At 71.7% G+C, this 26,719-nt stretch carries 19 protein-coding genes; 8 read left to right on the top strand and 11 right to left on the bottom strand.

Annotated features, from left to right (window positions below; genetic code table 11):
• Window positions 1-110 precede the first annotated feature (110 nt).
• Genes ACQRWP_RS07190 through ACQRWP_RS07180 form a run of 3 tightly spaced genes read right to left on the bottom strand, consistent with a single transcriptional unit; the run spans window position 111 to window position 5,198 of the window.
• Window positions 111-2,657: a hypothetical protein gene (locus ACQRWP_RS07190; protein WP_430501360.1), complete on the bottom strand. Its 2,547-nt coding sequence runs from the start codon at window positions 2,655-2,657 to the stop codon at window positions 111-113.
• Entirely contained in the window at window positions 2,654-3,979 is a 1,326-nt protein-coding gene (locus tag ACQRWP_RS07185; RefSeq protein ID WP_430501359.1) for an SWIM zinc finger family protein, read from the bottom strand. Before ACQRWP_RS07185 ends, ACQRWP_RS07190 begins: the two co-directional genes overlap by 4 nt.
• A gap of 40 nt (window positions 3,980-4,019) precedes the next feature.
• On the bottom strand, window positions 4,020-5,198 hold the full coding sequence (locus ACQRWP_RS07180; RefSeq protein WP_430501358.1) for a MalY/PatB family protein: 1,179 nt from the start codon (window positions 5,196-5,198) through the stop codon (window positions 4,020-4,022).
• A 282-nt stretch (window positions 5,199-5,480) separates the two neighbouring features.
• Here ACQRWP_RS07180 and ACQRWP_RS07175 point away from each other — a divergent pair, with 282 nt between their 5' ends.
• On the top strand, window positions 5,481-6,527 hold the full coding sequence (locus ACQRWP_RS07175) for an SMP-30/gluconolactonase/LRE family protein (RefSeq protein ID WP_430501357.1): 1,047 nt from the start codon (window positions 5,481-5,483) through the stop codon (window positions 6,525-6,527).
• 51 nt (window positions 6,528-6,578) lie between these two features.
• Here ACQRWP_RS07175 and ACQRWP_RS07170 read toward each other — a convergent pair whose 3' ends face one another.
• Together ACQRWP_RS07170 and ACQRWP_RS07165 are read right to left on the bottom strand one after the other, a co-directional pair.
• Window positions 6,579-7,217: a hypothetical protein gene (locus tag ACQRWP_RS07170; protein ID WP_430501356.1), complete on the bottom strand. Its 639-nt coding sequence runs from the start codon at window positions 7,215-7,217 to the stop codon at window positions 6,579-6,581.
• A complete protein-coding gene (locus ACQRWP_RS07165) occupies window positions 7,214-7,375 on the bottom strand; it encodes a hypothetical protein (RefSeq protein ID WP_354947746.1) in 162 nt (53 codons plus the stop codon). The genes ACQRWP_RS07170 and ACQRWP_RS07165 overlap by 4 nt, the downstream gene beginning before the upstream one ends.
• A gap of 73 nt (window positions 7,376-7,448) precedes the next feature.
• On the opposite strand from ACQRWP_RS07165, the gene ACQRWP_RS07160 reads away from it, so the two are divergent.
• From ACQRWP_RS07160 to ACQRWP_RS07140, 5 genes are all read left to right on the top strand, one after another.
• A complete protein-coding gene (locus ACQRWP_RS07160) occupies window positions 7,449-11,531 on the top strand; it encodes a tetratricopeptide repeat protein (protein WP_430501355.1) in 4,083 nt (1,360 codons plus the stop codon).
• An 839-nt stretch (window positions 11,532-12,370) separates the two neighbouring features.
• Window positions 12,371-12,886, top strand: coding sequence for a hypothetical protein (locus ACQRWP_RS07155; protein ID WP_430501354.1), 516 nt, complete (start codon window positions 12,371-12,373; stop codon window positions 12,884-12,886).
• A 2-nt stretch (window positions 12,887-12,888) separates the two neighbouring features.
• Window positions 12,889-13,461: a hypothetical protein gene (locus ACQRWP_RS07150; RefSeq protein ID WP_430501353.1), complete on the top strand. Its 573-nt coding sequence runs from the start codon at window positions 12,889-12,891 to the stop codon at window positions 13,459-13,461.
• Window positions 13,462-13,468: 7 nt separating this feature from the next.
• Complete coding sequence (locus tag ACQRWP_RS07145; protein ID WP_430501352.1) at window positions 13,469-14,707, top strand: MAB_1171c family putative transporter; 1,239 nt, start codon at window positions 13,469-13,471, stop codon at window positions 14,705-14,707.
• On the top strand, window positions 14,704-15,564 hold the full coding sequence (locus ACQRWP_RS07140) for an oxygenase MpaB family protein (protein ID WP_430501351.1): 861 nt from the start codon (window positions 14,704-14,706) through the stop codon (window positions 15,562-15,564). The genes ACQRWP_RS07145 and ACQRWP_RS07140 overlap by 4 nt, the downstream gene beginning before the upstream one ends.
• Before the next feature lie 39 nt (window positions 15,565-15,603).
• On the opposite strand, the gene ACQRWP_RS07135 is transcribed toward ACQRWP_RS07140, so the two are convergent.
• A complete protein-coding gene (locus ACQRWP_RS07135) occupies window positions 15,604-15,981 on the bottom strand; it encodes an Imm32 family immunity protein (protein WP_430501350.1) in 378 nt (125 codons plus the stop codon).
• 165 nt (window positions 15,982-16,146) lie between these two features.
• On the opposite strand from ACQRWP_RS07135, the gene ACQRWP_RS07130 reads away from it, so the two are divergent.
• Both ACQRWP_RS07130 and ACQRWP_RS07125 read left to right on the top strand, forming a co-directional pair.
• On the top strand, window positions 16,147-16,488 hold the full coding sequence (locus ACQRWP_RS07130; protein WP_430501349.1) for a hypothetical protein: 342 nt from the start codon (window positions 16,147-16,149) through the stop codon (window positions 16,486-16,488).
• A gap of 23 nt (window positions 16,489-16,511) precedes the next feature.
• Entirely contained in the window at window positions 16,512-17,177 is a 666-nt protein-coding gene (locus tag ACQRWP_RS07125) for a hypothetical protein (RefSeq protein ID WP_430501348.1), read from the top strand.
• A 41-nt stretch (window positions 17,178-17,218) separates the two neighbouring features.
• Here ACQRWP_RS07125 and ACQRWP_RS07120 read toward each other — a convergent pair whose 3' ends face one another.
• The 5 genes from ACQRWP_RS07120 to ACQRWP_RS07100 all read right to left on the bottom strand — a co-directional run bounded on the left by ACQRWP_RS07120 (window position 17,219) and on the right by ACQRWP_RS07100 (window position 26,602).
• A complete protein-coding gene (locus ACQRWP_RS07120; protein WP_430501347.1) occupies window positions 17,219-21,022 on the bottom strand; it encodes an eIF2A-related protein in 3,804 nt (1,267 codons plus the stop codon).
• Window positions 21,023-21,196: 174 nt separating this feature from the next.
• Window positions 21,197-23,521 carry a glycoside hydrolase family 3 N-terminal domain-containing protein gene (locus tag ACQRWP_RS07115; protein WP_430501346.1) on the bottom strand — a complete coding sequence of 775 codons (2,325 nt, stop codon included), beginning with the start codon at window positions 23,519-23,521 and terminating at the stop codon, window positions 21,197-21,199.
• A 38-nt stretch (window positions 23,522-23,559) separates the two neighbouring features.
• Window positions 23,560-24,426, bottom strand: a complete 867-nt coding sequence (locus ACQRWP_RS07110; protein ID WP_430501345.1) for a carbohydrate ABC transporter permease — start codon at window positions 24,424-24,426, stop codon at window positions 23,560-23,562.
• Window positions 24,423-25,421, bottom strand: coding sequence for a carbohydrate ABC transporter permease (locus tag ACQRWP_RS07105; RefSeq protein WP_430501344.1), 999 nt, complete (start codon window positions 25,419-25,421; stop codon window positions 24,423-24,425). The genes ACQRWP_RS07110 and ACQRWP_RS07105 overlap by 4 nt, the downstream gene beginning before the upstream one ends.
• On the bottom strand, window positions 25,418-26,602 hold the full coding sequence (locus ACQRWP_RS07100; RefSeq protein WP_430501343.1) for an extracellular solute-binding protein: 1,185 nt from the start codon (window positions 26,600-26,602) through the stop codon (window positions 25,418-25,420). Before ACQRWP_RS07100 ends, ACQRWP_RS07105 begins: the two co-directional genes overlap by 4 nt.
• Between the last annotated feature and the right edge of the window lie 117 nt (window positions 26,603-26,719).

Below are 26,719 nucleotides of genomic sequence, written 5' to 3'. Positions count from 1 at the left end.
GACCATCAGGTTGCGTCCCCGCCGAAGAACGCTGGGGAGCCCTGCCGCTCGGCCGCCGCGGCCGGGCTGGGGGTGTCCCGCCCGGCCGCGGCGGCGAACGGATCAGCGGGTCAGGCGGCCAGTGCGGTAGCGAGTCGGCGAGCTTCGGTCGCCAACCGACTCGTGCCGCCGCGGGCCACCACGTCCGCCAGCCCCGGCACCTCGATGCGCACACCTGTGGCCCTGGCCGTCTCGGCTCCCAGGGCCAGCAGGTCGGGCGTGCCGCGAGGCGGGGCGGGTGCCGCCAGCATCGGTGGCAGCGCGGCGGCGAGCAATCGCCATACGCTCAGCCGGGCCCCGGCGGCGATCGCGTCGCGAAGTGGTGTGACCACCCGGGTCGGCGTCACCTGGCCGTCGGCCGCCAGCGCGCCCAACTGGCCGCCGACGCCCGGCGGATCGAGGTCACCCGCGGCCGCCAGCATCAGCAGGGCGTCGAGGGCGGCCACCCGGTCCACCTCGTGCCGGGCGCACAGCCCGTAGGCCAGCGCCAGGTCGAGCGCCGGACCGCCCGATCCGGCGCACTCGGCGAGTACCGGCAGGATCGTGGCGGCATCCTGGGCGTCCTGCTGTGCCGCGCTGGCGAACTCGGGCAGCAGGTGGGCCGCGACCAGCCCCCGGTGCCCCGGTAGCAGCGCCGGCCACAGGTTGCTCGAGTCGCCCGGCCCTCGTCCGATCGGTTGCGCGCGGACGGTGAGTAGCCCGAGCGGATCCGCCGCGCCTTCGGGCGGGGCTGTGGTGACGAGGGTGCGCCGCACGGGTAGTTGGTCGTAGCCGAAGTCGTAGGTGTGTCTGCGCTCGCGCCGAGCGACAGTGACCACCTGGTGAACCGTTGCCGGTAGGGCGTCGCCGCGCAGCCAGCCGGCCAGTTCGTCACCGGCGGGGGTGCCGAGCGCGGCGGCCCGGCTCGCCAGCGCCTCGTCCACGCCGACGGGCAGTCGCAGCAGGGCCTGGGTGAGATCCCATCGCCACACCGGGCGGTCACCGAGGGCGGCCAACCGTTCGTAGACCGCGGCGGGTTCGAGGGCCCCGGTGGCGCAGGTCGGGGCGGCCAGCAGCCCGGGGTCGTCCCGCCCGTCCAGGCGCTGGCCGATCTCCGCGAGCCGGGCGCTGTAGACCAGCGTGAGCGGGGACTGGTGGGGCGGGTCGACGGCCGACCGGCCGCGGAACGGGCGCAACGTCCGGGTCAGTAACTGGCTGAGGACGCTGGACCACTGGTCGCGGCGGCTGGCCGCCTCGGGCGGCGCGGCGGCGGCCAGCAGGACGCCGTTGAGTTGGACCGTCACGTTGAACTGGGACCACATGTGGTCCCAGGAACCCACCTGGCCCCGCCGCAGCACCGGCAGCAGGGCGGTGGCCAGCCGGTCCCGATCGGTGGTGGTCAACCGGACCAGCCCGTCGAGGACCCGCTCCAGAGTCGCCGCGGGCCAGCGCGGGGTGAGCAGCCCGAAGACCTCCTCGACCAGCTCGTCCACGTCGGTGATCGGCGGCGCGGCGAGCGCGGGCGACACCGGCGGGGGCAGCTCGTCGCCGGCCACCTTCACGGTGACCGTGGCGACCGGTCGATGGCCGTACCGCTGCGCCAACGCCGTCGCGCGGTCGCGCAGGTCGGCGGCCGGGTGTTCGGCGCCCGAGGCGAGGACCTCGGCGATGTCGGCCGCCCGCTCGGGGTTCTGCCGGGCCAACCGGTCCAGCCAGGACAGTTGCGCCCGCACCAGCGCCTTCTCCGGCCGACCCAGCACGACCCGAGAGGTGTCCAGCAACGACTCGAACTCCACCGGCCGGCCCGTGTCGCGTAGCGCTCGCTGCGCGACGCCGGCCACCGGCCCGGGCCCGTCGGCGAGCAACCGCAGGTACCCGCTTGCCCGCGCGGCCACCTCGTCCGGGCCGGGTCGGAGCTCTTCGTGCAGGGCGAGGAACGGACGCAGCGCGCCCGGCCGGTCGCCGCGCAGCAGCCGGCCGAGCACCCCGTCCACCAGCATGGCCCGGTCGAGCCGCCCCTCCGCCGCCAGCGCGGCCAACGTCGCGGGCACCGGCTGCCCGGCGCCGCTGAACCCCAGGTCGACACCGACCCCGTCGACCTCGAACAGGCGCGGCAACAGCACGTCCAGGAACGGGTCGGCGCGCAGTCGGTCGAGCAGCGGCCCCTGGCGGAGCCCGCCGGATGACCGTTGCCACCACATCGACTGCGCCCAGCCGACGACGAACGCGTCCCCGCTCGGCGGCGGCACCTTCTCCGCCAGCAGAAGCTCCGCGATGAAGTGCCAACCGTCCCACGCTCGACTGCGGGGCAGCCGCTCGGCCAGCCGGTACGCCAGGTCGGCCAGCCAGGGCACGCCCCGCTGTCGTGCTGCGGCGACCACCGGCTCGGGGTCGGCATCCGCCAACATGATCGACCGACGACCGAGCAGGGCCGCGGTCTTCGTCGCGGTGCTCAGCGTGCCCACTGCGGCCACCGCCAGCGCGGTCGCCGTGCTCCCCCACCACACCTCGTCCCGCCGACGGACGTGGGCGGTCAGTTCGTCACCGAGCGCCCGTCGAGCCGGATCGTCCAGGGTGTGCAGCATCGCCCCGACGGTCGTCACATCACCGCGGCCCAGTGCCCTGAAGAAGTCCGTCACACCGTCACCTCCGCGAGCATGGACACCGCGAGGGCATGCTTGCACGGGCCGCGCTGCCCCCGGTACTTCGCCCACCACCGACAGGTGCAGGTGAGGTTCCCGTCGGGGAGCCGGCGAACGCGGTACTCGTCGTCGTCGCTGCGTACCGTGGCGTGATCGCCGTCCCGGCGGACCGCGCCCTGCTCGACCAGCGTGCGCGCGCCGACCAGCCGGGGGTTGTCCCGCTCGGCCCGACCGGCGTCGTGCGGCATGACCCGGTGGAAGTACCCGGCGTCAGCAACGTCGTAGCCGACCCGCCCGGCGGTGCCGAGCTGGGCCAGGGCCGCGCGAACCCGGTCGTCGGACAGGCCGGTCGCGTCGGCCAGCGCGGCGACGTCGATGGTCGGATCCCAGGAGAGCAGGGCACCGACCAGCTCCGCGTCGTCGATCACCTCGTCACCGGCGAGCGCGAGCAACGCCGCCCCCTCGCCGGAGAAGCCCCGGTACGGCTCGGGCGAGAGGGTCAGCGACAGCCGCAGCGACCCGGTGTCCAGTTCCCACGTGCTCGGCACGGCCGGTGAGCCGGCGCGCACCGCCGGCCCGTACACCCGCAGGGTGCGGGCGTGCCGGAGCAGCCCGCGCAGCGCAGCGAGCCGCCCCGCACCGGCCAGACAGACCGCCCCCGGCGTCGGGCGCGAGGTCAGCCGGAGGGTACGACCGGCCGGCACCGCCCAGAGCACCGAGCGGTCGCTGCTCCCGGGCAGCCGGCGCAGGAACGCCGTGGCCTCGGCGGCCGGCACCTCAGCGCGGGGCTCGAACCCGGCGGTGAGCACGTGCACCTCGGCGAAACCGCGCATCCAACGCCCCGGCAGCGGGACCTTCCGTTCCACCACCGCACCTTCCATGGTGGAGACGGTGAGGTCGTCCGGGCCGACGGCCAGGTGCAGTGGCTCGATCCCACCCACCCGGGCGAGGGCTTCGCGCAGCGGCGGGTTGACGTCGACGTTTGTGGTGCCGTGCCCGGCGATCTCCCCGTCGAAGCCGGCCGGGACCACGTCCATGCGGGCGTACACCCCGCAACAGCCGGAAAAGGACTCGAAGCGCAGCCGCTCCCGGCTGCCGGTCACCACCGGATCGAGGCTCGCCGGGCTGACCGGCTGGTGGTAACGGGTGCGGGCCACCTCGGCCACGGCGAGCAGCCCGGCCGCCGCGGACGCCGGGGTGGTGAGAAACCCGGAGAAGAAGCGCGGATTGGCCGCCGGGCCGCCGCTGGTCTGGAGGTCGAGACCGGCGGCACGCAGAGTGGACGGCTGGAGATATCGGTACGTCTGGACGGCGTTCACGGGCACACCGTAGAGCCACCGACCGACACCCGTGCCGGTCTCAGCCGACGGCGCTGGTCATCCGGCGTACCGCCTCGGTGATGAGCTCCGGCGCGGTGGCCAGGTTCAATCGGACGTGCCCGACGCCGCCGGTGCCGAACGCCAGTCCGGAGTTGAGCGCCACCCGGCCACGGTCGAGGAACACTGTGGCCGGGTCGTCGCCGAGGCCCAGAGCGCGGCAGTCCAGCCAGGCCAGATAGGTGGCCTGACCGGGCTGGTAGCGGATGGCCGGCAGGTGCTCGGCGAGCAGCGCGGCTAGGAGCCGACGGTTGTCGTCCAGGCCGGTCAACACCGCGTCGAGCCACTCGCCGCCGTCGCGGAAGGCGGCGGTGTGGGCGATCACGCCGAGGTGGCTGGTGCTGACGCTGACCCCGAACGGGACGCGGGCGAGGTCCTCGGCGGCGGCCGGGCCGGCGACGAGGAGCCCACCGCGCAGGCCGGCCAGGTTCCACCCCTTGGAGGCGGACATCAGCGACAGGCCGTTCTCCGCGCCGGGCACCGAGAGGTACGGCACGAACCGCGCTTCCGCAGCCACCACCGGAGCGTGGATCTCGTCGGCGACCACCCGTACCCCGTGCCGCTGGGCCAGACCGGCGACGGCGGTCAACTCGGCCGCGCTGTGCACGACACCGGTCGGGTTGTGCGGGTTGCAGAGCAGGTACGCCGCCGGCCGTCCGTCGGCGCGAGCCCGCCGGAACGCATCCTCCACCGTGCCGAGGTCGATTCGCAGGTCCTCGCCGAGCGGCGCCTCCACGATCCGGCGGTCGGCGTGCGCCACGGACTCGTAGAACGGCGGGTAGACCGGGCAGTTGACGATCACCGCGTCCCCCGGCTCGGTGACCAGTCGCAGCGCCTCGACGACGCCGTGCATGACGTCGGGCACCAGCGCGGTGCGCTCCACGGCCAGCCCGTCCCAACCCCACCGCCGCGCAGCGAACTCGGCCACTGCCTGCGGGTACGCCGTGCCGGCGGTGTAGCCGGTGTCGCCGCGCGCGACGGCGTCGGTGATCGCCCGTGCGACCGGCTCGGCCAGCGGCACGTCCATCTCGGCCACCCAGAGCGGCAGCACGTCGTCGGGGTACTCCCGCCACTTGAGGCTGGTCCGCTGCCGGAGCTGGTCGATGGTGAGCTGGCGGAGGGGGTTGACGGCGGTTGGGGCACCACTGAGCAGGCCAGTCATGACCCGAGCCTATTCCCCGCGTCCGGCCCGGCGACCCGGGCCACCGCTGCTCTGTCCACTGTGGTCGTACCGGAAGGATTTTCCGACGCTCTTTGGCATTGACCAGCGTCTTTGTGTGTGAGCCCGGATCCGTTTCGGAATCAACGGCGAAAGATTGCTGCGGGCCGCCAGTTCATAACCTAGGCTCCCGAATGCCCACACCGACGGCCCGCCCTCACGCCGTGCCAGCCACCGACCTCGCACGCCGGCCATCGCAACCCTCGACGCCGATTGGAGTATTCGATGACCTGGCGTCCAACCATTGCCGCACTGGCCGGCCTGTGCCTGGCGGTCAGCGCCACCCCATTGCCCGCCGGTGCTGCCGCCGACGCTGCGCCTGTTAGCGCTCACGCCGCGCTCGCCGGTCCGCCCGGCGCACCGCCCGGGGCCTGCCCGACGGGGGCCAGTTACGGCTCACCGCTGCCGGCCAGCACCGTGACGGCCCCGCGAATCCAGGGTGGGTTCACGTTCCTCGAGGGGCCGGTCTGGGTCGCCGACGGCGGCTACCTGCTGCTGTCCGACATGGCCGCCGGCACCGGGCCGTACAACGTCCAGCCGTCGACGATCCGCCGGTTCACCCCGCCGGCGACCTTCGACACGTTCATCGCCGACGCCGGCAGCAACGGCCTGGCACTCAGCGCCGACGGCCAGCAGCTCGTCGCGGCCACCCACGACCAGCGGAGCGTGTCCGCGTACCGGCTGAGCGACCGGGCCCGCAGCACCATCGCGGCGAACTACCAGGGCCGGGCGTTCAATTCGCCGAACGACGTCGCGGTCCGATCCGACGGCGTCGTCTACTTCACCGACCCCAACTTCCAGCGCGGCAACCGCCCGGACCAGATGAGCGGGCGTACCAGCGTCTTCCGCGTCTCCAACGGGCAGGTGTCGCTGGTCGACGACCGGTTGCGCCAGCCCAACGGCATCTCGCTCTCGCCGGACGGGTCCGCGCTGTACGTGGGCGCCTACTCCGAGAACAAGATCTACAAGTACGCGGTCCAGCCCGACGGCAGCATCGGCGCCCGCAGTGTCTTCGTGAACTACATCGGCGGCCCGGACGGCGGCACGATCGACTGCGCCGGCAACGTGTACTGGACCTCGGGCGGGGATTCCCTGGTCCACGTCTACTCCCCCACGGGCACCCAGCTCGGCACGATCCGGTCCGGCAGCTCCGGCACGACCAATGTGGCGTTCGGCGGCCCCGACCGGCAGACCCTCTTCGTCACGTCGGGTCGGTGGGGCGACTCCGGGCTCTACAGCGTGCGACTCAACATCCCCGGATATCCGTACTGACCGACGGCTGGATGGCGCGCCGCTTCCGTCGTAACCCGACGTGGCGGCGCGCTATCCAGCCGTCGCGGCGATGAACACCACTGCCCCGACCACCACCAGCGCGGCGGCCAGGAAGGTCTGCCGGCGGGCCCGGCGCAACGCCTCCCGGACCTGCCAGGCGTGCGCGGTGGCGAGCAGCCAGCGCAGGTACGGGTCGGTCCGGGCGATGTTGCGATGCGCGGTGGCGAGCCCCGCCCGGAGGGCGGCCCGCTCCTGTGGAGGGGCCGTCGACAGGCGGCCGGTGATCTCTGCGGCGATCCGGCGATGCCGCAGCAGACCGTCGACGTCACCGGCGTACCCGCCGAAGTGGTACCAGGGCTCGGCCTCCAGCCGCTCGCGCAGGCCGCGCAGCTCCGGCCCTCTGAGCGACGCCGGCGTGGTCATCGGCGGGACGAGCACCTCGCTGGTTCGCCAGATCGCCCAGGCCACGCCGAGCAGCGTCACCAGCAGACCGCCGCCCGCCCACGCCGCGTGAACCCAGTCGGTGACCTTGCCGGCGGCGATCAGCGGGCCACCGCCGAGCAGCAGCGCGCCCACCGCGCCGGCCGAGGAGATGATCCACCGTGCCGCGGCCCGGCTGTCCGCGACCGAGTCCAACGGGGACGGCAGCGCGTCCAGCCCCGCGCCGCTCGTCGGCGACTCCCCGATCATCGGTGGTCGTCGCGGAAGACGACACCCAGCGGGCCGTGCTCGTCGTCGGGCAGATCGGTGTACGGCACCCAGCGCTGGCCGTCGAAGAACTCCAGCTCGCCGCTGTCGTTGATCCGCACGGCGTTGACTTGCGCAAGCTCCTCAGGATCGTCAGCCATGGATACAGTATCGGTCAGTCCGGCAATCCGCCCCGGCGTCGGGTCGTCCGCCGGGCGACCGCAGGGGGCGTCTGTGATCCGGTTGACCGTCAGCGCGACCGACGTGGTCCTGGCTGTTCGGGGCGACCGGCGCCGGCACCCGGTGGGCCCGGCCGATCAACGCACCGCCGACCTGCTCTGGAGGCTGCGCGGCGGCCCCTCGGTGGAGCTGTCGTACGAGGTGGGCGTCGCGCTCGGCCGCCGCTTCCTCGCCGCCCCCGGCCCGGCCCTGCGCGCTGAGCTGGCCCGGCCCGGCCGCCACCGGCTCGGCATCGAGGTCGTCGACCCGGCCCTGGCCGACCTGCCCTGGGAGACCCTGGTGCTGCCCGGCGAGGAGCTGCCGCTGGCGCTGCACCCCGACATCGACGTCTGCCGGACCGGTCCCGACGCACCGGCACCCACGGTCCGGGTGGACGGCCCGCTGCGGATGCTCGCGGCGATCGCGAGCCCGGACGACTCCACCCAGCCACTGCTGGACCACGAGCGGGAACTCGGGCGGATCCTCGGCGCGGTGGAACCCGGTCACCGGCACGGGGTGCGGGTGCGCGTCCTGGAGTGGGGCAGCGCCGCCGCGATCCGGGCCGCCCTCGCCGAGGAGCCGTTCCACGTCCTGCACGTCTCCAGCCACGCGCGCCCCGGCGCGCTGCTGCTGGAGACCCCCACCGGCACGGAGGATCGCGTGGACGCCGCGCGGTTCCTGGCCGAGGTGCTGCCGCCGGGCCGGACCGTGCCGTTGATAGTGCTGGCCGGCTGCTCCACGGCCCGGCAGGATCAACGGGAGCTGCCCGGTCTGGCCGGCGCGCTGCTGGCCCACGGTGCGCCGTCGGTGCTGGCGATGAACGGAACGGTCAGCGACGAATACACCATCGAGTTCTGCGCTCGGCTCTACGAGCGGTTGGCCGCCCGCGGCGAGCCGGAGCTGCTGGCGGAGGTTTCCGCCGTACGCCGCGAGCTGGCCCCGACCGCCGCCGAGTGGTGGATGCCCACGCTGTTCGTGGCCGACCCCGGGCTTCGACTGGCCGGCGGACGCGACGGCGCTGCCGTCGCCGCGCCGCCCGGCCAGTCGCTCGTCAGGGAAGGCGTGGTCCGCGCACCCACGGACTTCGTGGGCCGCCGGGAGATCCTGCGCCGGCTGTCCCGGGGAAAGCTACGGGTGCTCGTCCACGGCATCGGCGGGATCGGCAAGACGAGCCTCGCCGCGGAACTCGGGCAGCGGTTCCGCGACGCGGGCGGCACCGTCGTGGCGACCCACGGCGACGCCACCGTCGACGGGATCCTCGACGAGCTGCGCCGCCAGGTGGAGGGCCGATGCGCGGGGGCGGCCCCGGACGACCCGCTGCGGCGATGGCTCGTCGCCCTCGCCGAGCCGGGCCAGGACTGGCGGCGACGGCTGGACGCGATCGGCACCGGCGGCCCGCCGCTGCTGCTCGTCCTCGACAACGCCGAGGACGCCCTGGACGCCGAGCACCGGTTGGCCGACACGGACCTGGCCGCGTTCCTCGCCGCCTGGGCGTCCCGCCACGAGCTGGTCGTGACCAGCCGGCACCCCTTCGCGGTCGCCGGTCTCGAAACCTGTCACCTCGGTCCGCTCACCTGGCAGGAGACCCGCAAGCTGCTCTGGCGACTGCCGGGCGTCGGCCAGCTGACGCCGACGGAACAGCAACGGATGTGGCACCGGCTGGGTGGCCACCCGCGCGCGCTGGAATACCTCGACGGCCTGCTGCGCGGTGGCAGCACCCGATCCGACGAGGTTGCCAGCCGGCTGGCCGCAGCCGGCGGTGGCCGGGACGCCGGGCCGGCGGAGGTCGGCACGCCGCTGGCCGAGGCCGGCGCGCTGGCCGCCGAGGATGTGCTGCTGCCCCGGCTGCTCGCCCGCCTGGAGGCCGTCCCGGCGGCCCGTCGGTTGCTGCTCGGCGCGGCGGTGTACCGCACCCCGGTAGACCGGAACGGCCTCGCCTGGCAGCTCGCCGATCCGGCGGACGGCGGCGACCCACCACCGGAGCCCACGGGGCTGGACGAGTCGGTCGAGACGCTGTCCCAACTGGGGCTGCTCGCCCCGGTGACCGGAGGCCACCTGGTGCACCGGTGGACAGCGGCGAGTGTGCTGCGGATCGCTGGCCGCGACGCGGTGGTGGACGCGCATCGCCGGGCGGGTCGTTACTGGGGCTGGCGGGCCCGGTCCAGCACCGACCAGCACGACTTCATCCGCCGGGCGGTCGAGGCGCGGTACCACCACCTGGCCGCTGGTGACACCGACGACGTCGTCACCTACTCCGAGCTGGCCTGCCAGGAGTTGCACGCGGCCGGGCACTGGGCCTGGGAGGAGAAGATCTGGCGGGAACTGCTGCCGATGGTGCCCCCGGGCTCGGCGCGCTCGGCGAGCTTCCTCAAGGGACTCGGCGACGTGCACCTCAGCCGGGGCGAGTACCCGCAGGCGACGCGGCGCTACGAGGCGGCGCTGGCCGTCTACCGGGATCTCGGCGACGACAGCGGGGTCGGCAAACTCCTGCACCAGTTGGGCCTGGTCGCCGACAACCGGGGTGACCGGGCGACCGCGGACCGGCTGTTCCAGGAGGCGTTGACGATCCTGAGCCGGCTCGACGACCGCTCGGCGGTCTCCCGGACCCTGCACCAGCTCGCCGGCATCGCCCGCGGCAACGGCGACGCCGAGCTGGCCATGTCGCGTTACCTGGAGGAGCTGGCGATCGCCCGGGACCTCGACGACCTGGACGGGATCGCGGCGAGCCACCACCAGATCGGCATGCTCGCCTTCGAAGCCCGGGACCTCGTGAAGGCGGAGCAGTGCATCCGGGTGGCCATCGCCACCTACGCGCGGATGGGCGTCCGGGTCGAGCAGGGCAGCGGACTGGTGATGCTCGGGCGGATCGCCCTCGCCCGCTTCGCGTACGACACTGCCGAGTCCCGGGTCCGGGCCGCCCTGGAGATCTTCGAGGAGGTCGGCAGCAACGGCCGCATCGCGGAGTGCACGCTGCTGCTCGGTCACCTCTCCCGCGACCTCGGCGACCTCGAATTCGCCGAGAGCTGCTTCGCCCGCGCCCGGACGATCGTCGCGGCCCTCGGCGAGGACCCGCTGCTGCGCCGCTGCGACGAGCTGCTCGGCCACGTCCGGACCGTCCTCGGGCGCGCCGCCGAGGCGGTGCCACACACCCTGAACGTGAGCGGCGGGAACGACGTACCGCCGTACCCGTCAGCCCTGGAATGGCTGGGCGTGCAGCGCCTGGAACTGGGCGCGCCGGCCTTCGCCGACCTACTGGCCCGGCACCTCGACCCGGCGCAGGCGGCGCACCGGGCCGAGCGGGTCGAGGCGTACCTTCGGTTCCGGTTTTCGGATTCCCACCCCACTCCGCTCGGCAGCGGATACGTCCTGCTCGCCATCGCCGCCGCCCAGGCGGGCGAGTTCGGCACCGCCCGGATGTGCCTCCTGCGGGCGTTGCCGATCTGTGCCGCCGCCGGCTACCGGGCAGGCGTCGCCAAATGCCACGAGGACCTCGGCATGGTGGCACTGGAGACCCGCCAACTGGCCGAGGCCCGGTCCCGCTACGAGCAGGCGCTGGAGGTCTACCGCGCGCTGCGCCACGAGCCCAATCAGGCCATCGTCCTGCACCAGCTCGGCCGGGCCTGCGAGGAGCAGGAGGATCTCGCCGGCGCGGACGGGTTCTACCGCCGCTCCATCGCGATCAAGAAGCGGCTCGGAAACCAGTCGGGCGTCTCCAACAGCACCTTCCACCTCGGCCGGGTCGCCGGCCTGCGCGGCGACCGGGCCCTGGCCGAGCGGTGCTACCGGACCTGCCTGCGGATCGACCGCGAGCAGGGCAACTGGGAGGAGGTGGCACTGGACCAGGTGGCGCTCGGGCAGCTGCGCGTCGAGCAGGGCCACCCGGCGGAGGGCATCCCGCTGATCGTCGAGGCACTGAGCATCGACCGGCAGATCGGGTCGACGAACGCGGCGCTCGACCTCAACGCGCTGCGCGAACTGCGGGCCGGGCTCGGCGACGAGGCGTTCACGGCCATCCTCACCGACGCCTTCGGCCCGTCCCGCGCCGCCGAGGTGCTCGACCTGATCGCGGTGCTACCGACCACGGCCGAGCCGGCCTGAACCCACCCGGCCACCCGTACACTCGGCTGATGGCGAACCGCCCGCGGCATCGGGGTCGGTAGATCGATGAGGGCGTCGAGCCCAGGCACCGTGATCTGCGATTTTGACGGTGTACTGCTGCGCGGGGACGCACTCGGGCTGTTCCTGCGACGCACTGCTTTCGCGGGCGCTCGGCTGCCGCTCGCCGTCGCCGCGCTCGCACTCCTCGCGCCCGCCGCGGGGTGACCAAGATGGCGCAGCTCGCCGCCCAGGGGGTTGCGCCACCGTGGCGGGTGGCCTACAGCGACTCGCTGTCGGATCTGCCCATCCTTCGCGCCGCCGAGCAGCCCGTGCTGGTAGACGGGAACGCGCGTCAGGTCGCCCGGGCGCGCCGGTTACTCGGCGCCCGGCGGACCACCGTCACCTGGACGGGTGGCCGGGCACCGGGGAAGAATCTGACGCCGTCAGCCTGCCGGGGTGACGCCTTCCGGCACTGTCGCTGGGCCGCTGGCAGACAACGTCATCTGCCGGAGCGGCCCAGCGACCCCCCACCAACAAGCGACGGCCGGGCAGGGGGCGGTCTGCCGCCACCGGCCCAACACGCGAGCCATGCCGCGGGAGGAGCCCCCGTTGTGCTCCCCGCGGAGCTGACCCCTCCCACCGATGGCCCCCCGGGTTCGGTCGGCCGGACCACATGCTCATCCGGCGCGCAACGGGTGTTGAGCCACTTGAGATCACGCTTAACGCCCGTTGCTCCAAACAGGAGCGAGCATACGCTCACGTTCCGTGCACGTGTCAACATCTGTTTGCCGCACCGCACATCTGCGACACTGTCGTTTAGCGGCTGGAGGGTGAAGATCATGGTTGACGATTGGCACGCAGAGCAGGAGCTGCCACCCCTCGACACGCTGGCCGCGAGGCTGGAATACCTGTTCGACAAGATCCGCCCGACGCCCGACGAGCTCAGCGACTCCGACGAGCCCGGGCGCAGGTACACCAACAGGGAGATCGCCGACAAGATCAACGTGGTGGCCGCCGAGACGGGCGTGACGATCAGCGCCGCCTACATCGGAGAGTTGCGCCGCGGTGTGGCCAGCGATCCCCGTACTTCACACGTCCGCGCCCTGGCCGCCGCCTTCGGGGTCAACTCGGGCTACTTCGTCGACGACGCGGCAGCACGACGAACAGCGGACCAGCTCACGCTGCTCAACGAGCTACGCCAGATGGATGTCAAGCAGGTGGCGCTGCGCCAGGTGCTCGCCGACAACGGGCTCTCCGCCACGGACACGCAGCTCATCGAGCAGATGGTGGCCCGATTGCGAGCCGTGGCGGCCAGCACTGGCACGACCAGTTCCGCGCCGGCCGATCGCGGCTAGCCGTGCAGATCCTTCGGTGGCAGTACACCGACGAGCGGGAGAACGCTGACGTGAAGTTGCACCGACTACGTAGGCGCTGCGAGCAGATGGTCGCCGAGCTTGAGGTGCCCGAACCCTTCGACATCCAGAAGCTCTGCGACGCCCTCGGCGAGCGGCGCGGTCGGCCCATCCACCTGGTGCCGATCAAGCTGCCGGCACACACCGTGTGCGGGATGTGCGTGCCGACCGGCGACTTCGACGCCATCTTCTTCGAGCAGGACACCTCGCCGCTGCACCAGATGCTGATCATCGGCCACGAGTTGGGTCACCTGCTCGCCGGCCACCAGGCCACCGAGGTGCTGGACGCGGACGCCTCCCGGCTGCTGCTACCGGACCTCGACCCGCAGCTGGTCCAGCGCAGTCTCGGCCGCAGCAACTACGCCGCAGCCGAGGAACGCGAAGCCGAAATGATCGGTTCCCTGCTCCTGCGGCGGGCCCGCGGCAGGAGCAGCGACGTGGACGACGCGCCGCTGACCGACCAGGACGTCGAGCTGTACGGCCGGCTGCGGCACTCACTCGAACATCCCCACTGGTAGCGGCGCGATGGACACCGTCCTCTACGCCGTCTGCGCCGCAGCCGGCTGGATCGCCCTCGGGTACATGGTGCGACTCCAGCGCCGGCACCCCAGCCACGCCCGCCGGGCGATCTGCTTCGGTCTCGGCGCCTTCGCGGCCGGGATCACGGTCGCCATCCCACCCATCGCGACGGCGATCGACCAGATGTCGGGGCTACCCAACCTGGCCAAGGTCATGGCCCACGCCGGCGCGCTGACCATCTCGGCGAACGCCGAGATCATGCTCCTGCACTTCGCGCTTCCGCCGGCGACGGCCAAAGCCCGGGCCCGCAAGTGGATCTGGGTCACCGCGTGCGCGTTCCTCGTCATGGTCGGCCTGTTCGCCTACACCCTCACCTACGACGACCCGGTGCTCCTGACGGTCGAGTACGCGACGGACCCCGTCGTCACCGCCTACCTGCTGATCTTCCTGTTGCTCGGCTTCTTCGCCTACTGCTACGACATCACCCGGCTGTGCTGGGGCTTCGCGAAGATCTGCGGGCGACCCTGGTTGCGCCGTGGCCTGCGCATCACCGCGGTCGGCGCCGCCTTCGCGCTGCTCTACAGCACCAACAAGATCGGGTATCTCGTCGGCTACTGGGCCGGCTACCAACCGGCCGGGGAACGACAGATCGCCGCAGTCCTGGTGACCATCGGCGCTCTGCTCATCACGATCGGCCTCACCATGCCGGCGTGGGGGCCCACCCTCAAGATCACGCGACGGTGGGAGGACTACCACTCCTACCGACGACTCGAACCACTCTGGCGCGACCTCGTCGCGGCATTCCCCGAACTCGAACTCGAACCCGCCCTGCGCCGACGCCGCACGGCCGTCCGCGACACCGACTACGCGCTGACCCGCCGGGTGGCCGAGATCCGCGACGGCCGCCTGGCGCTGCGCCCGTACACGGAGATCGGTGTGACAGCGCTGGCCGCACAGTTCGCCGAGCAGGCCGGGCTGACCGACGACGAGCGGCAAGCGTCCATTGAGGCCGCCCACCTGGCCTGCGCCCTGCATCGCCACGGCGCCGGTCTGGTAGCCACGGCCCCGCAACCGGCCGACCAACTACACCGCCCGGACGGCGGCTACGCCGGTGAGGTCGCCTGGCTGACGCTCGTCACCGAGGTCTACGCCCGCTCGACGGTGGTGGCGCAGACGATCGCCGCGACCCGAGAACTCACCGCCCCGGGCACCCCCCATCACAGCGCTGGAGACGCCCGCCGATGAGACGCCGTTACGACAACCTGACCCGTACCCGTGCTCTCGACCCCGAGCGCGACTACCTGCACATCTACCAGACCATGCTGCGCTACGAGTTTCCGTGGGACATGAAGCTCGGGCTCAACCTCGCCTTCAACCGGTCGTTCTCCATCCCCGCCATCGCCGCGGTGCACACCGCCACCGGCGAGCTGACCGAACGCACCCAGAAGCGGATCGACGACACCGGCCTGCTGATGTACGAGATGGTGCTCAACGGCTTCGAGCAGCCTCGGGGCCGCGACGCGTTGCGGCGCGTCAACCAGATCCACCGCCCGTACGACATCAGCAACGACGACTTCCGCTATGTCCTCGGCTGCCTGGTCGTGATCCCCACCCGCTGGTTGCAGGAGTACGGCTGGCGCCAACCCTGCTGCCACGAACGTCACGCCACGTACCTGTTCTACCGGGAACTCGGCCGACGGATGGGCATCACCGACATCCCCGGGTCGTACGACGAGTTCGAGACCTGGTTCGACGCGCACGACGCAGCTCACCTTCAGCCCAACGACGACGCCGCGGCCATCGAACGTGCCACCCGCATGCTGATGCTCACCCGGATCCCCCGGATCTTCGCGCCACTGGGAAACGCACTGGTCAGCGCCCTGTACGACGCGCCGCTGCGGCGCGCAACGCGGGTCGACACACCGGCCTGGCCGGTCCGGGCGGGGTTGCACCTGGCCTTGCGGACGCGCTCGCGGTTGCAGCGGTGGTTCGGGGCGCCACGGACGACCGCGTTGTTCGCCGACGGGATCAAGGCCAAGAGCTACCCCGACGGGTACGAGATCAGCCAGCTCGGCCCACACCAGGACCGCGTGCGCGGGTAGCACGTCGCTAGTGCTGCGTTCCGGTGTGGCCTCGCTTGGTCAGCGGCGAGGCATCCCGCCGTGCGGACTGTTGACGATGAGCGGCACGTTCTCCGGCACCAGGAACTCGTGGCCCTCGACGTACTCCAGATGAACGTGACCGCCGTCATCCATGTTCGCCACGTCGCGTAGCAGCTCGGCGAGGAGCGACCGGCCTTCCGCGCCACCGCGGATGGTGAGGTAGCTGCTCTCCTCGACACCGATGGCGACGCCGCCCTGCGCCTCGTCAACGCGGACACCCCGCAGGTGCCGGGGGTGGGCGGACGACTCGAGGCTCAATTCACCTCCGCCTGCGACCAGGTCAGCGAGGTGACGAAGGTCTGCCTGGGCACTCGCGATGTCGACGCCTTCGGCGGTCGAGTGGTACTCGAGCCTCATCGCGCAACCGTACTTGGGCCAGCCGTAGACGACTCCGCCGCCCGGGAGTTGTCCGACGTTGTTTGTCCGACCCCTCGATGACCTACCGGCCAACCAGCCGGCACCCCACGGTGGTCGTGGCACGAACCCAGTGCACGAGCCCAATGAAGCACCGAGGGAGTTCTCATGAGACGACGGTTCGCAGGAGCATGTCTGGCGGTGGTGGCGGCGGCCACGCTGTCGGTCACCGCCGGCGCCACGGCCGCGTACGCGGACCAGGGCTGGATCGGCCAGTGCTACCCGCACGCGTACGGCGGCTGGTGTGACGGCAACGGCCCGGGCTGGACCTACGAGGGGTACGTCCGGTGCGCCGCCCAGTCCAGCGGGAGCATCGACTACCCCGGCCCGTCCCGTTGGGCCGGCGACCGTCGGGGCTCCACCGCCAAGTGCTCGCTGGGCACCTCGTACAAGTCCGGTGGCGTCAAGGTCTTCTACCGCGGCGTCCTCGTGAACACCCACCCGAACTGACCCTCCAACGGAAGGAGTCCCCGGTGGGGACCAGAAAGAGAATGCTTCGTGGCCTGCTCGCCGTGGCTGTCGCGGCGGTGTTCGGCTTCGCCGCGCAACCGGCGGCACCTGCTGCGGCAGCGGCACCGAAGGGCAACTGCTACCTGGCTGGTGACCAGCAGTTCGCGCAGTTCAGGGCGCAGATCAATGCCTTCGAGAAGGAGGGCAGGCTGAGCCGCGACGTGGCCGACGCAGTGACGTGCGACCCGCGCACCGCCCAGCAGTACTACACCTATGACGTCAAGGTCGAGCAGGTCGCGGCGCCGATGTGGCTTTCGGGCTGCAAGCAGAGCACCAAGTGGACCATCACCTGGAGCCTGGGCGGCGAACTCGGCGGGCACAGCCAGAGCTTGAATTGGTGCTGGAGCCAGGTCACCCACAAGGTGTCCGACTGGAATGGCATCTGCAGCGGCTACACCACCGGTTGGGGCACGACGAACGGGTGGCGGTGGGAGGGCTGTAGCCGCGACACCTTCAACCCGTACACGATGGACGGCTACTACCCGGCCGGCATCCACCACTCGACACAGGGTCACTGGTCGAACCTCGTGCCATGGACCACCGACAAGTACCTCAACCTCGATATCTGGGGTCACTGGGACGGCACCTGCGACACCAAGTACAACTCCACCATCCGGAACTACTGCTGAGGTGTGGGTGGTGCCCCGACATCGGGGCACCACCTCGCGGTTCAGCGCCGCGACGACGGGTCACACGACGGCCGGTAGGGCGCCGACGGCAGGTTGGCCGCCCACTCCCGCGTGGTCAGGGTGCGGCCGGCCGCCTCGCAGACGTGCGCCCTGGCCGCTCGGACGTCCAGCGCCCAGGTGATGATCCGACCGTCCTCGGCCCCGGAGATGAGCGTTTCGGGGGCGAGGAAGGCCAGGCCCCGGACCCGGGCGGTGTGTCCGGTGAGGGTCGCGATCCGCTGCCGGGTGACGACGTCCCAGAGGACGACCGTGTGGTCGTCGCCGGCCGAGGCGAGCGTGCGGCCGTCGCCGCCGAAGGCGAGGACCTGGACGGGGGCGGTGTGGCTGTCCAGTAGCGCCGTCTGACGGTAGGTGGCGGCGTCCCACACCTTGACGGTGCGGCTGTCCCCCGCGGTGGCGAGCAGGCGACCGTCGCCGCTGACCGCGACATCCTGGATGGCGCCCTGCTCGGTGTCGATCCGCTCCAGCAGCTCCCCGGTCGCGACGTCCCAGACGTTGAGGAAGCCGCCCACGCTCGCCCCGACGAGCCGGCGCCCGTCCGGCGTGAAGAGCAACGAGGTGACGATGCGCGACGGGTACGCCGAGGTCAGCTCGGCCGGCCGTGCTGGATCCCGCACGTTCCAGACGTACGGTCGGAGCGCGGCCGTCGCGACGAGGCTTCCGCCGGGGTCGAACGCGACGTCCGTCGAGGCGGCGCTGGTCCTCGACTGGAAGGGCCGCATCGCGTGGCGCCGACGCTCGACGTTCCAGATGACCACCATGTTGTTGCGGGTGACCGCCGCGATGAGGCGTCCGTTCGGGCTGAAGGCGATGGCCTCGACCTGGTCGGGGTGCCCGCCCAGGGTGGCGGTCCACCGCCCGCGCCGGTCCCACAGCCGGACTGCCCGGTCCTGGTGCGCGGACGCCACCGTGTTGCCGTCCGGGCTGACCCGGACATCCTTCACCTGAGCGGTGAAGCCCCCGAACGCGGCGTCCGGCACCTCGTGGACCACGATCGTGCCGTTGAACCCCGCCGAGGCGAGCATCGTCCCGTCCGCATTGAGCGCGACGGCGACCGTCTCGGTACGGCCCCGGTCCTGGTATCTCTGGACCGGCTCGCGGCGGTGCAGATCCCAGACCGTTACCGTGCCGCTCTCATCCGCCACGGCCAGCTTGCCGCCGGCCGGCGCCGATACGGCCCAGGCATAGTCTCCGGGCGGCGGCAGCGGCGCAAGGGCGACAGCTCGGCCACCGTCGAGGTTCCACAGCTGCGCACCGTGCCCGTCCGCGGCTCCCGCGAGAAGACGTCCGGTGGAGCCGAAGGCGACCGAAGCCACCCCCTCGCCCCGCAGATGAGCCGTCGGCCTGGCGGTGGCCACGTCCCACACGATCGGGTGCTCGTCGGCATTGGTGGAGGCGAGGAGCCCGCCGTCGTGGCTGAAGCTCAGGGACGTGACCGGGATCCGATGCCCGCGCAGCAGTGTCCGCGACCCGGTCGGCAGGTCGTAGAGCGCGACGTCACCGGCTCTGGTGCCGGTGCCGTTCGGGTCGGCGCCGAGTGCGACAGCGATCTTCGTGCCGTCGGTGCTGACGGCCATGCCGGCTGCGGCGCTCTTCTCCGCGAAGGAGGTCACCTGCTGCCGGGTACGGGTGTCCCACACGATGACGGAACCACTGGCACCGTCGAGGCCGAGCGTCACGAGCAGTTTTCCGTCGTCGGCGAAGGCGACCCGGGCGGCGCGGCCGGCATGACCGGCGAGCGTGGCGATCCGCTCTCCCCGCGTCGGGTCCCACAGGCCGATGGTGCCGTCGCCGGCGGCGGCCGCGAGCAGCGAGCGGTCCGGGCTGAACGCGACCGCGTAGATCGACGGTCCGCCGACGTTGAGCGCACGCCGCCGGGGCGCCGCCGAGGCGCTGAGCACGGCGCCCCGGGTGTCGGCGTCCGGGTGCAGCTCGTGCGCCTCGACGGCCAGCAGCCCGGCCAGGTCGGGGTCGGTGACGAGCAGCGAGCGGGCGCGCAGCGCCAGTTCACCGGAGAGCGTGACCTGCTGCTGACGGCGGGCGTCCTGGCGCTCCCGGACCGCCTGACCACCGGCGAGCACCGCGACCACGAGCAGCACGGACACGCCCACGACGAGTCGCTTCAGCACCCGACTCTGGCGGCGGGCGCGGTCCTCCTCGGCCGCCGCCAGGGTCGTGCTGGCCTGGAGGAAGGAGGCTTCGAGCAGGTTCAGCTCCTCGGGGTGGTCGTCGGCCCAGGCCCGGGCGGCCAGCAGTTGCGCGCCCCGAAACAGCGCGCCGGTGTCCCGCCGCAGCGCAGACCAGGTGTGGGCGGCATCGGTGATGCGCCGGTGGAGGAACAGGTTGGCCCGGTCGTCGGTGAGCCAACGATGCAGCCGGGGCCAACCCCGGATCAGCGCCTCATGGGCCACCTGGACGGTGCCGTCGCCGAGGACGACGAGACGGGCCTGGGCCAACCGGTCGAGGACCGTGTCGATGACGTTCTCGTCGGCGATGCCGTCCAGCTCTATCCGGGAAATGGGCCGCCGGGTGTCGTCGGTACCCTCGCCCAGCGCCGTGAGCCGGAGAAACATCCGGCGTGCGGCCTGGCGCTCCGGCCGTCCGAACTCGTCGTACACCCGCTCTGCGGTCTGGGCTATCGCCCCGTGTACCCCGCCGCTCGCGTGGTACGCGGCCAACGTCAGCGTCGCCGCGCTTCGGCGGTGCCAGACTTCCTGGAGGACGTGCGAGACGAGCGGCAGCCCGCCCGGCTCCCCGTCGGCGTCGGCCAGGATCGTGGTGAGCAGTTCCGGTTCGACGCTCATCCCGGCCAGCGCCGCCGGACGGGTGACGATCTCCCGCAGGTCGGTCGCGCTCACCGGCCCCACCAGCACCTGCGCGTCCGCCCCCACCGCGTCCGCCAGTCCCGGGTACCGCGTGAGCTGGGCCAGGAAGTCGGCGCGCAGGCCGATCACCACCGTGGCGCGGCGGTCCTCGCCACGGCTCGCGTCAAGCAACGCCGCGACGAACCGAGCGCGCTCGCCCTCGTCGGCGCAGAGCGTGAAGACCTCCTCGAACTGGTCGACCACCAGCAGGACCCGCGCATCACCGGGCCCGGCGGCCAACACCGTGCGCAGCGCGATGTCCAGGGCACCCGGCTCGTTGGCGAGGTCCTCGAGTACGAGGTGGACATCCCTGCCGGACAACTTCGCCACCTGCTCGGACAACGCCCTGAGCGGGTGCTCGGTCGGCGTCATCAACATGGCCCGCCACCGTCGCGCCGCCTGCGGGTCGCTGGCGATCGTGCCGAGCAGCCCGGCGCGCAGCAACGACGACTTGCCGCTCCCGGACGCCCCGAACACGCCGATCAGCGATCCCCGCTCGACGTGCCGCAGGAGTCGGTCGACCAGGCGAGCGCGGCCGAAGAACCACTCGGCCTGCTCGGGCTGGAACGAGGTCAGGCCCTGGTAGGGGCAGCGCTGCTCCACGTCCGCTGGCCCATCCGACACGTTCGTCGCTGCCGCGATCGCCGTCCATCGCGAACGCCACTCGTCGATGTCACCGTCGCACGCCGCCACGTACGCCAGGGTCACTTCCAGGGTGGCCAGCCGGTCGCCCTTGGCCGCCTCCGCCAAGGTGCTGGCCGAATAGTGGGCCCGCTGCGCGAGTAGGCGGTAACTGGGGTTGCCCGCCCGTTCCCGCAGTTGGCGTAGTTGCCAGGCCAGCTTCTGGATCGGCCCCGACGCGGGATCGAGGGGCTTCTCGGGACGACCCAACGCCGGCACCTCCGGGTCTGATGTCCGCACGACGTGCGGATCCGGACCAGAGGCCGCGCGCCCGTGGTTCCGCACTGGATTCTAGGAACCCATCGAACGGTCTGATCGCCTCGGTCGGGCGGGATCAGCAGCACCGTCGGGAACCGGCACGCGAGTGCAGCCGGCCCGCCGACTGTCCGCTGGGGACGATCGGCGGGCCGGCTCTCAGCGCACGTCGGTGGTGGTCCAGCGTGGGGAGGCGTTGGTGACCGGGACGGTGTCACCGACCAGCGTGGTCAACGCCTGGGCGTCCCGCCGCGCGCTGGTGCCGACCCAGAGTTCGACGTCGCCAGGCTCCACGACGCGGGTGAACGTGCGGTCGGAGAAGGCCAGGCGGGTGGTGGGCACCGTCAGCTCGACCGTGACGGACTGGCCCGGTTCCAGGTGGACTCGCCGGTAGCCGAGTAGCTGCGCCACCGGTCGGGTCACCGAGGCGACCAGGTCGCGACCGTAGAGTTGGACCACGTCGTCGCCGGCGACCGCGCCGGTGTTCGTCACTCGCACGGTCACCTCGACCGCCCCGTCGACGGGCACCGTGGTGGGCACGGTGAGGTCGCCGTACGCGAATGTCGTGTAGGACAGGCCGTGGCCGAACGGCGCCACGGGCGTCGCCGGCAGGCTGGTCACCTCGTTGCCCGCACCGAGGGTGGGGTGCAGGTAGGAGTACGGCTGCGCGCCGGCCGACCCGGGCAGGCTGACCGGCAGCCGGCCCGACGGGTTGACCCGCCCGGAGAGCACCCCCGTGATCGCTCCGGCGCCCTCCTCGCCCGGGAAGAACGCCTGCACCACCGCCGCGCAGCGCGAGAGCGCCCAACCGATCGCGTACGGCCGGCCGGTGAGCAGCACGAGGACGACGGGGGTGCCGGTTTCCAGCACCGCCTCGACCAGTTCGCGCTGGACGCCGGGCAACTCCAGGTCGTCCCGGTCGCAGCCTTCGCCGACCGTCCCGCGCCCGAAGAGGCCGGCGTGGTCGCCGACGACAAGGACGGCCACGTCCGCGCCGGAGGCGGCGACGACGGCCTCGTCGAAGCCGGATCGGTCGTCGTTGTCCACGTCGCAGCCGCGTGCCCAGGTGACGAGGTCGCCGCCGAACTCGGCCCGCACGGCGTCGAGCACCGTCGGCACCTCGATGCCGGTCTCCACGCCGGGGTGCTGGACGAGGACGTGGTTGAGGAACGAGTAGCACCCGAAGAGCGCACTCTGCCGGTCGGCGTTCGGGCCGATGAGAGCCATCCGTCGCCCCGCGGGCAGCGGCAGCGCGTCCCGGTTGGCGACCAGCACTATCGATTCCTCGGCGAGCCGGCGGGCGATCGACCGGTGCTCGGGCGAGTCGAGGTCGATCGTCTGGGGCGGCTCGTCGCTGAAGGTCGCGTCGAGCAGACCCAGGTCCTGCTTCTGGCGCAGCACCCGCAGCACCGCGCGGTCGATGAGCGCCTCGTCCAGCTTGCCCGCCCGCACCGACTCCCCCAGGGTCAGATAGGCGTCGCCGGTCGGCAGTTCGACATCGAGCCCGGCAGTCAACGCCTGCCCTGCCGCGTCCGCGTGATCGCTCGCCACGTGGTGCAGCAGGTTCAGGAACGCCACCCCGTAGTAGTCGGCCACCACCGTGCCGTCGAAGCCCCACTGGTCGCGCAGGATGCCGGTCAGCATCGTCGGGTCGGCGGCGACGGGCACCCCGTCGATCTCGGCGTACGAGTGCATGACACTGCGGGCGTCGCCGTCGATGATCGCCATCTCGAACGGGAGGAGCAGCACGTCGGCCAGTTCCCGGCGGCCGATGTGCACCGGCGCGAAGTTACGCCCGGCGCGCGAGGCGGAGTAGCCGGCGAAGTGCTTGAGAGTGGCGTGCACCCCCTGCGACTGCAGGCCGCGCACGTACGACGTGCCGATGGTGCCGACCAGGTACGGGTCTTCGGCGATGCACTCGTCCACCCGACCCCAGCGGGGGTCACGGATCACGTCGAGCACCGGAGAGAGCCCCTGGTGCACGCCCAGAGCCCGCATCGAGGCGCCGATCGCCGCGGCCATCTCGGTGACCAGGTCGGGGTCGAACGCGGCACCCCAGGCCAGCGGGGTGGGGAACGTGGCCGCCTTCCACGCGGACAGCCCGGTGAGGCACTCCTCGTGGACGATCGCCGGGATGCCGAGCCGGGTGCCGGTCACCAGGTCCCGTTGGAACTTCCACAACCACGACGCGCGTTCCGCCGCGTCCACCGGGCGGGTGCCGTAGGCGCGGGTGAGGTGACCGAGCCCGTGCCGGGAGAAGTCCTCGAGCTTGAAGGCGTCGCCGAACTCCCCCTGCAACGGTGCGACCGCCTCGCCGTCCTCCTTCTCCCAGAAGCCGACGAGCTGGGCGATCTTCTCCTCGATCGTCATCCGGCCGAGGAGGTCGCGTACCCGGGCCTCGCCGTCCTGCCCGTCCGGTCGTCCGTGCGCCGTACCTGCCTGAGCCGGTGCCGGCCCGCCCACCACCGCGTGGACCTCAGTCATGCTGTGCCTTCCTGTGGTTGTGCTCGTGCCGCTGCCGCTCAGCCCTTGACCGCACCTTGCAGGCCACCGACGATCTGCTTCTCCGCGAGCGTGAAGAAGAGCAGTGCCGGCAGCATCGCCAGCGAGGTGAAGGCGAGTACGCCGGCCGTGTCGGTGGTGTACTGGCTGGAGAAGTTCTGCACGCCCAGCGGCAGGGTGTGCAGGTTGACGTCGCTGAGCACGAGCAGCGGCAGCAGGAACGAGTTCCAGCTCGCCACGAACGCCAGGACGCCAACGGTGACGAGCGCGGGCCGCGACAGCGGCATCGCGACGCGCCAGAGGAAGCCGAGCCGACTCGCACCGTCGATGGCGGCGGCGTCCTCCAACTCTCGCGGGATGGCCGAGAGGAAGGGACGCAGGATCACGATCGTCAGTGGCAGTGAGAAGGCGACCTGCGGCAGGATCACCGCGTAGTAGGAGTTGATCAGATTCAGGTCACGCAGCATGAGGTAGAGCGGCAGGATCGCCGCCCCGGCCGGAAACAGCAGACCGAGGGTGAAGAAGGTGTAGAGCCCTTCCCGCCCGCGGAAGCTGTAGCGGGCGAGCACGAAGGCGGCGGCCAGTCCGAGTACGACCACGGCCAGCGTGGTGCCGAGGGCGATGACCGCGCTGTTGAACGCCTGTTGCCAGAAGTTGCTCTGGGTCAGCACCCTGGCGTAGTTGTCCCAGACGAACGGGTCGGGCAGGCCGGCCGGGTCCGCGACGATCTGCGGTGTGGTGCGGAAACCGCCGATGACCACGTAGAGGACCGGGGCGATCGACACGGCCGCGATCGCGAGGGCGAGCGCGTAGGTGAGCGGTGTGCCCCAGGAAACCTGACGACGCCCGGTGGACGGGGGGAGAACCGAGTTCACGGCCATCGTCACTTCGCCCTTCCGGTGATGGCGCCCTGGATGTCGCGGCGGAGCAGGAACCGCTGGAACAGCAGCGCCGCCACGAAGGAGATGACGAACAGGATTACCGCCACCGCGTTGCCGTAGCCCCACAGCCGGGCGAAGAACCCGTTGTCCACCATGTATGTCGCCATCGTCGCCGATGCGCCGAGGGACCGCACCGCGGGCACCGAGGTCACCCAGATCATGTCGAAGATCTGCAGCGAGCCGATCATGGACAGGAACATCCAGATCCGGATCGTCGGGCCGAGCAGCGGGATCGTGACGTGCCGTTGGATCTGCCACCAGCTCGCGCCGTCGATGGCGGCCGCCTCGGTCAGCTCGTCGGGCACATTGGACAGTCCGGCGAGGAGCAGGATGATGGCGAAGCCGACGTACTTCCAGGTCAGGACGGCCAGCAGGGTCCAGATGACCACATCCAGGTCCGCCAGCCAGGCCTGCACCAGGCCGCCCATTCCGAGGGAACGCAGCAGCGCGTCGACAGTGCCGTCGCCGGTCAGCAGCAGCTTCCACATGATGCCGACGGTGACCTCTGCCAGCACGTACGGCACGAACACCAGCAGGCGGAACACGGCCCGCCCACGGAAGCGACGGTTGAGCAGCAGGGCGACGCCCAGGGCGATCGGGCCCTGGATCAGCAGCGACCCGAACACGATGATCGCGTTGTTGCGCAAGGCGTCGAGGAAGATCGGGTCCTGGAAGGCGAGGGTGTAGTTCCGCAGGCCGACGAACTCGGTGGGAGGGCCGACCCCGCGCCACCGGAACAGGCTGTAGTAGACCGCGAAGCCCATCGGCACCAGTACGAACATCACGTAGATCAGAACGGCCGGCGTGGTGAGCCCGATGATCTCGTACCACTTGCGGCGGTTGTCGGCTCGGCGGGCGGACTCTCGCCCGGCCCTGTGGGGGCCCGCCGGCGACGCGGAAGCGCCGCCGGCGGGCATACGGATCTGGTTGGCGGAGGTCACTTGCTTGCGGCCGCCTTCATTGCCGAGACGACCTTCTCAGGCGTCCCGTTGCCGGCGAAGATGGCGACGATCGCGTCGTTCATCGCGTTGCCGACGGTGCTGCCGTAAGCCGTGTCCAGCCAGAGCTGGACGTAGCTCGCCCCGGAGGTGGCCTCCAGGATGGACTTCAGCGCGGGGTCCTTCACGGCGTCCGCCGCGCCCTTGGCGACAGGCAGGCCGGTGCCGGTCTCGGCATAGCCCTTCTGCACCTCGGGGCTCACGAGGTACTTGAGGAACTCGACGCACTCGGCCGGGGCGTTCTTGGCGCAGGAGAACCCGTCGCCACCGCCGAGAGCCGCCTTCGGGTCACCCGGGGAGCCGGAGATCGCCGGCACCGGGAACCAGCCGAGGAACGACGCGAGCTTCGCCTTGTCCGTGGTGACGGTGTCCAGCGTGCCGCGGTTCCAGTCACCCATGAGCTCCATCGCGGCCTTGCCGTTGGCGAGCATGCCGTTGGCGCTGGTCGGGTCGTTCTGGCCCGGCGTGGCAATGAAGTTGGGCTGGAACGGCTTGGTGTCGATGAACGCCTTCAGGTCCTGGCCGGCCTTCACGAAGCACGGGTCGTCGAAGTTCTTCTCCGCCGATGCCTTCTTGAGGGCGTCGACCGAGCAGGCGCGCAGCGCCATGTTGTACCACCAGTGCGCGGCCGGCCACTTGTCACCGGCACCCACGGCGATCGGAATGACGTTGGTCGCCTTGAGCTTGGTGACCGCGGTGTTGAGCTCCTCGAAGGTGGTCGGCGGAGCCGCGATGCCCGCCGCGGCGAACATCTCCTTGTTGTACCAGATGCCCTCGATGCCCATCCGGAACGGCAGGCCGTACTGCTTGCCCTTGACCTGCCAGATCTCCGCGGCGCTGCCGATGTCACCGACCTCGGTCTTGGTCTGGTCGGTGATCTCCTTGAGGTAGTCGGCCTCCACCTGCTCGCTCATCTCGCCGCCGCCCCAGGCCTGGAAGATGTCCGGCGGGTCGCTGCTCAGCAGCGCGGCAGGGAGCCGGGTGCGCTGGAGCTGGTTCGTCTCGATCGCCTCGATCTCGATCTTGACGGTGGGGTGTAGTGCGGAGAAGTCCTTGGCGACCTTCTCCCAGTAGGTCTTGCCGGGCCCGTCCTGTGAGGCGTTGTGCCACCAGCTCAGGGTCACCGGGTCCTTGTACAGCTCGCTCTGAGGGGCCGCCTCTTCGCCGCCGCCGGAACACCCGGCGAGGACGACAACACTTGTCATTAACAGTGCCAGGACGGCACTCGCACGCCGCTTCGT

Source organism: Micromonospora trifolii (genome assembly GCF_050516465.1).
Taxonomy (GTDB): domain Bacteria; phylum Actinomycetota; class Actinomycetes; order Mycobacteriales; family Micromonosporaceae; genus Micromonospora; species Micromonospora trifolii.
Note: the sequence above shows the minus strand (reverse complement) of the source record. Positions and strands in the feature narration are given on the sequence as shown.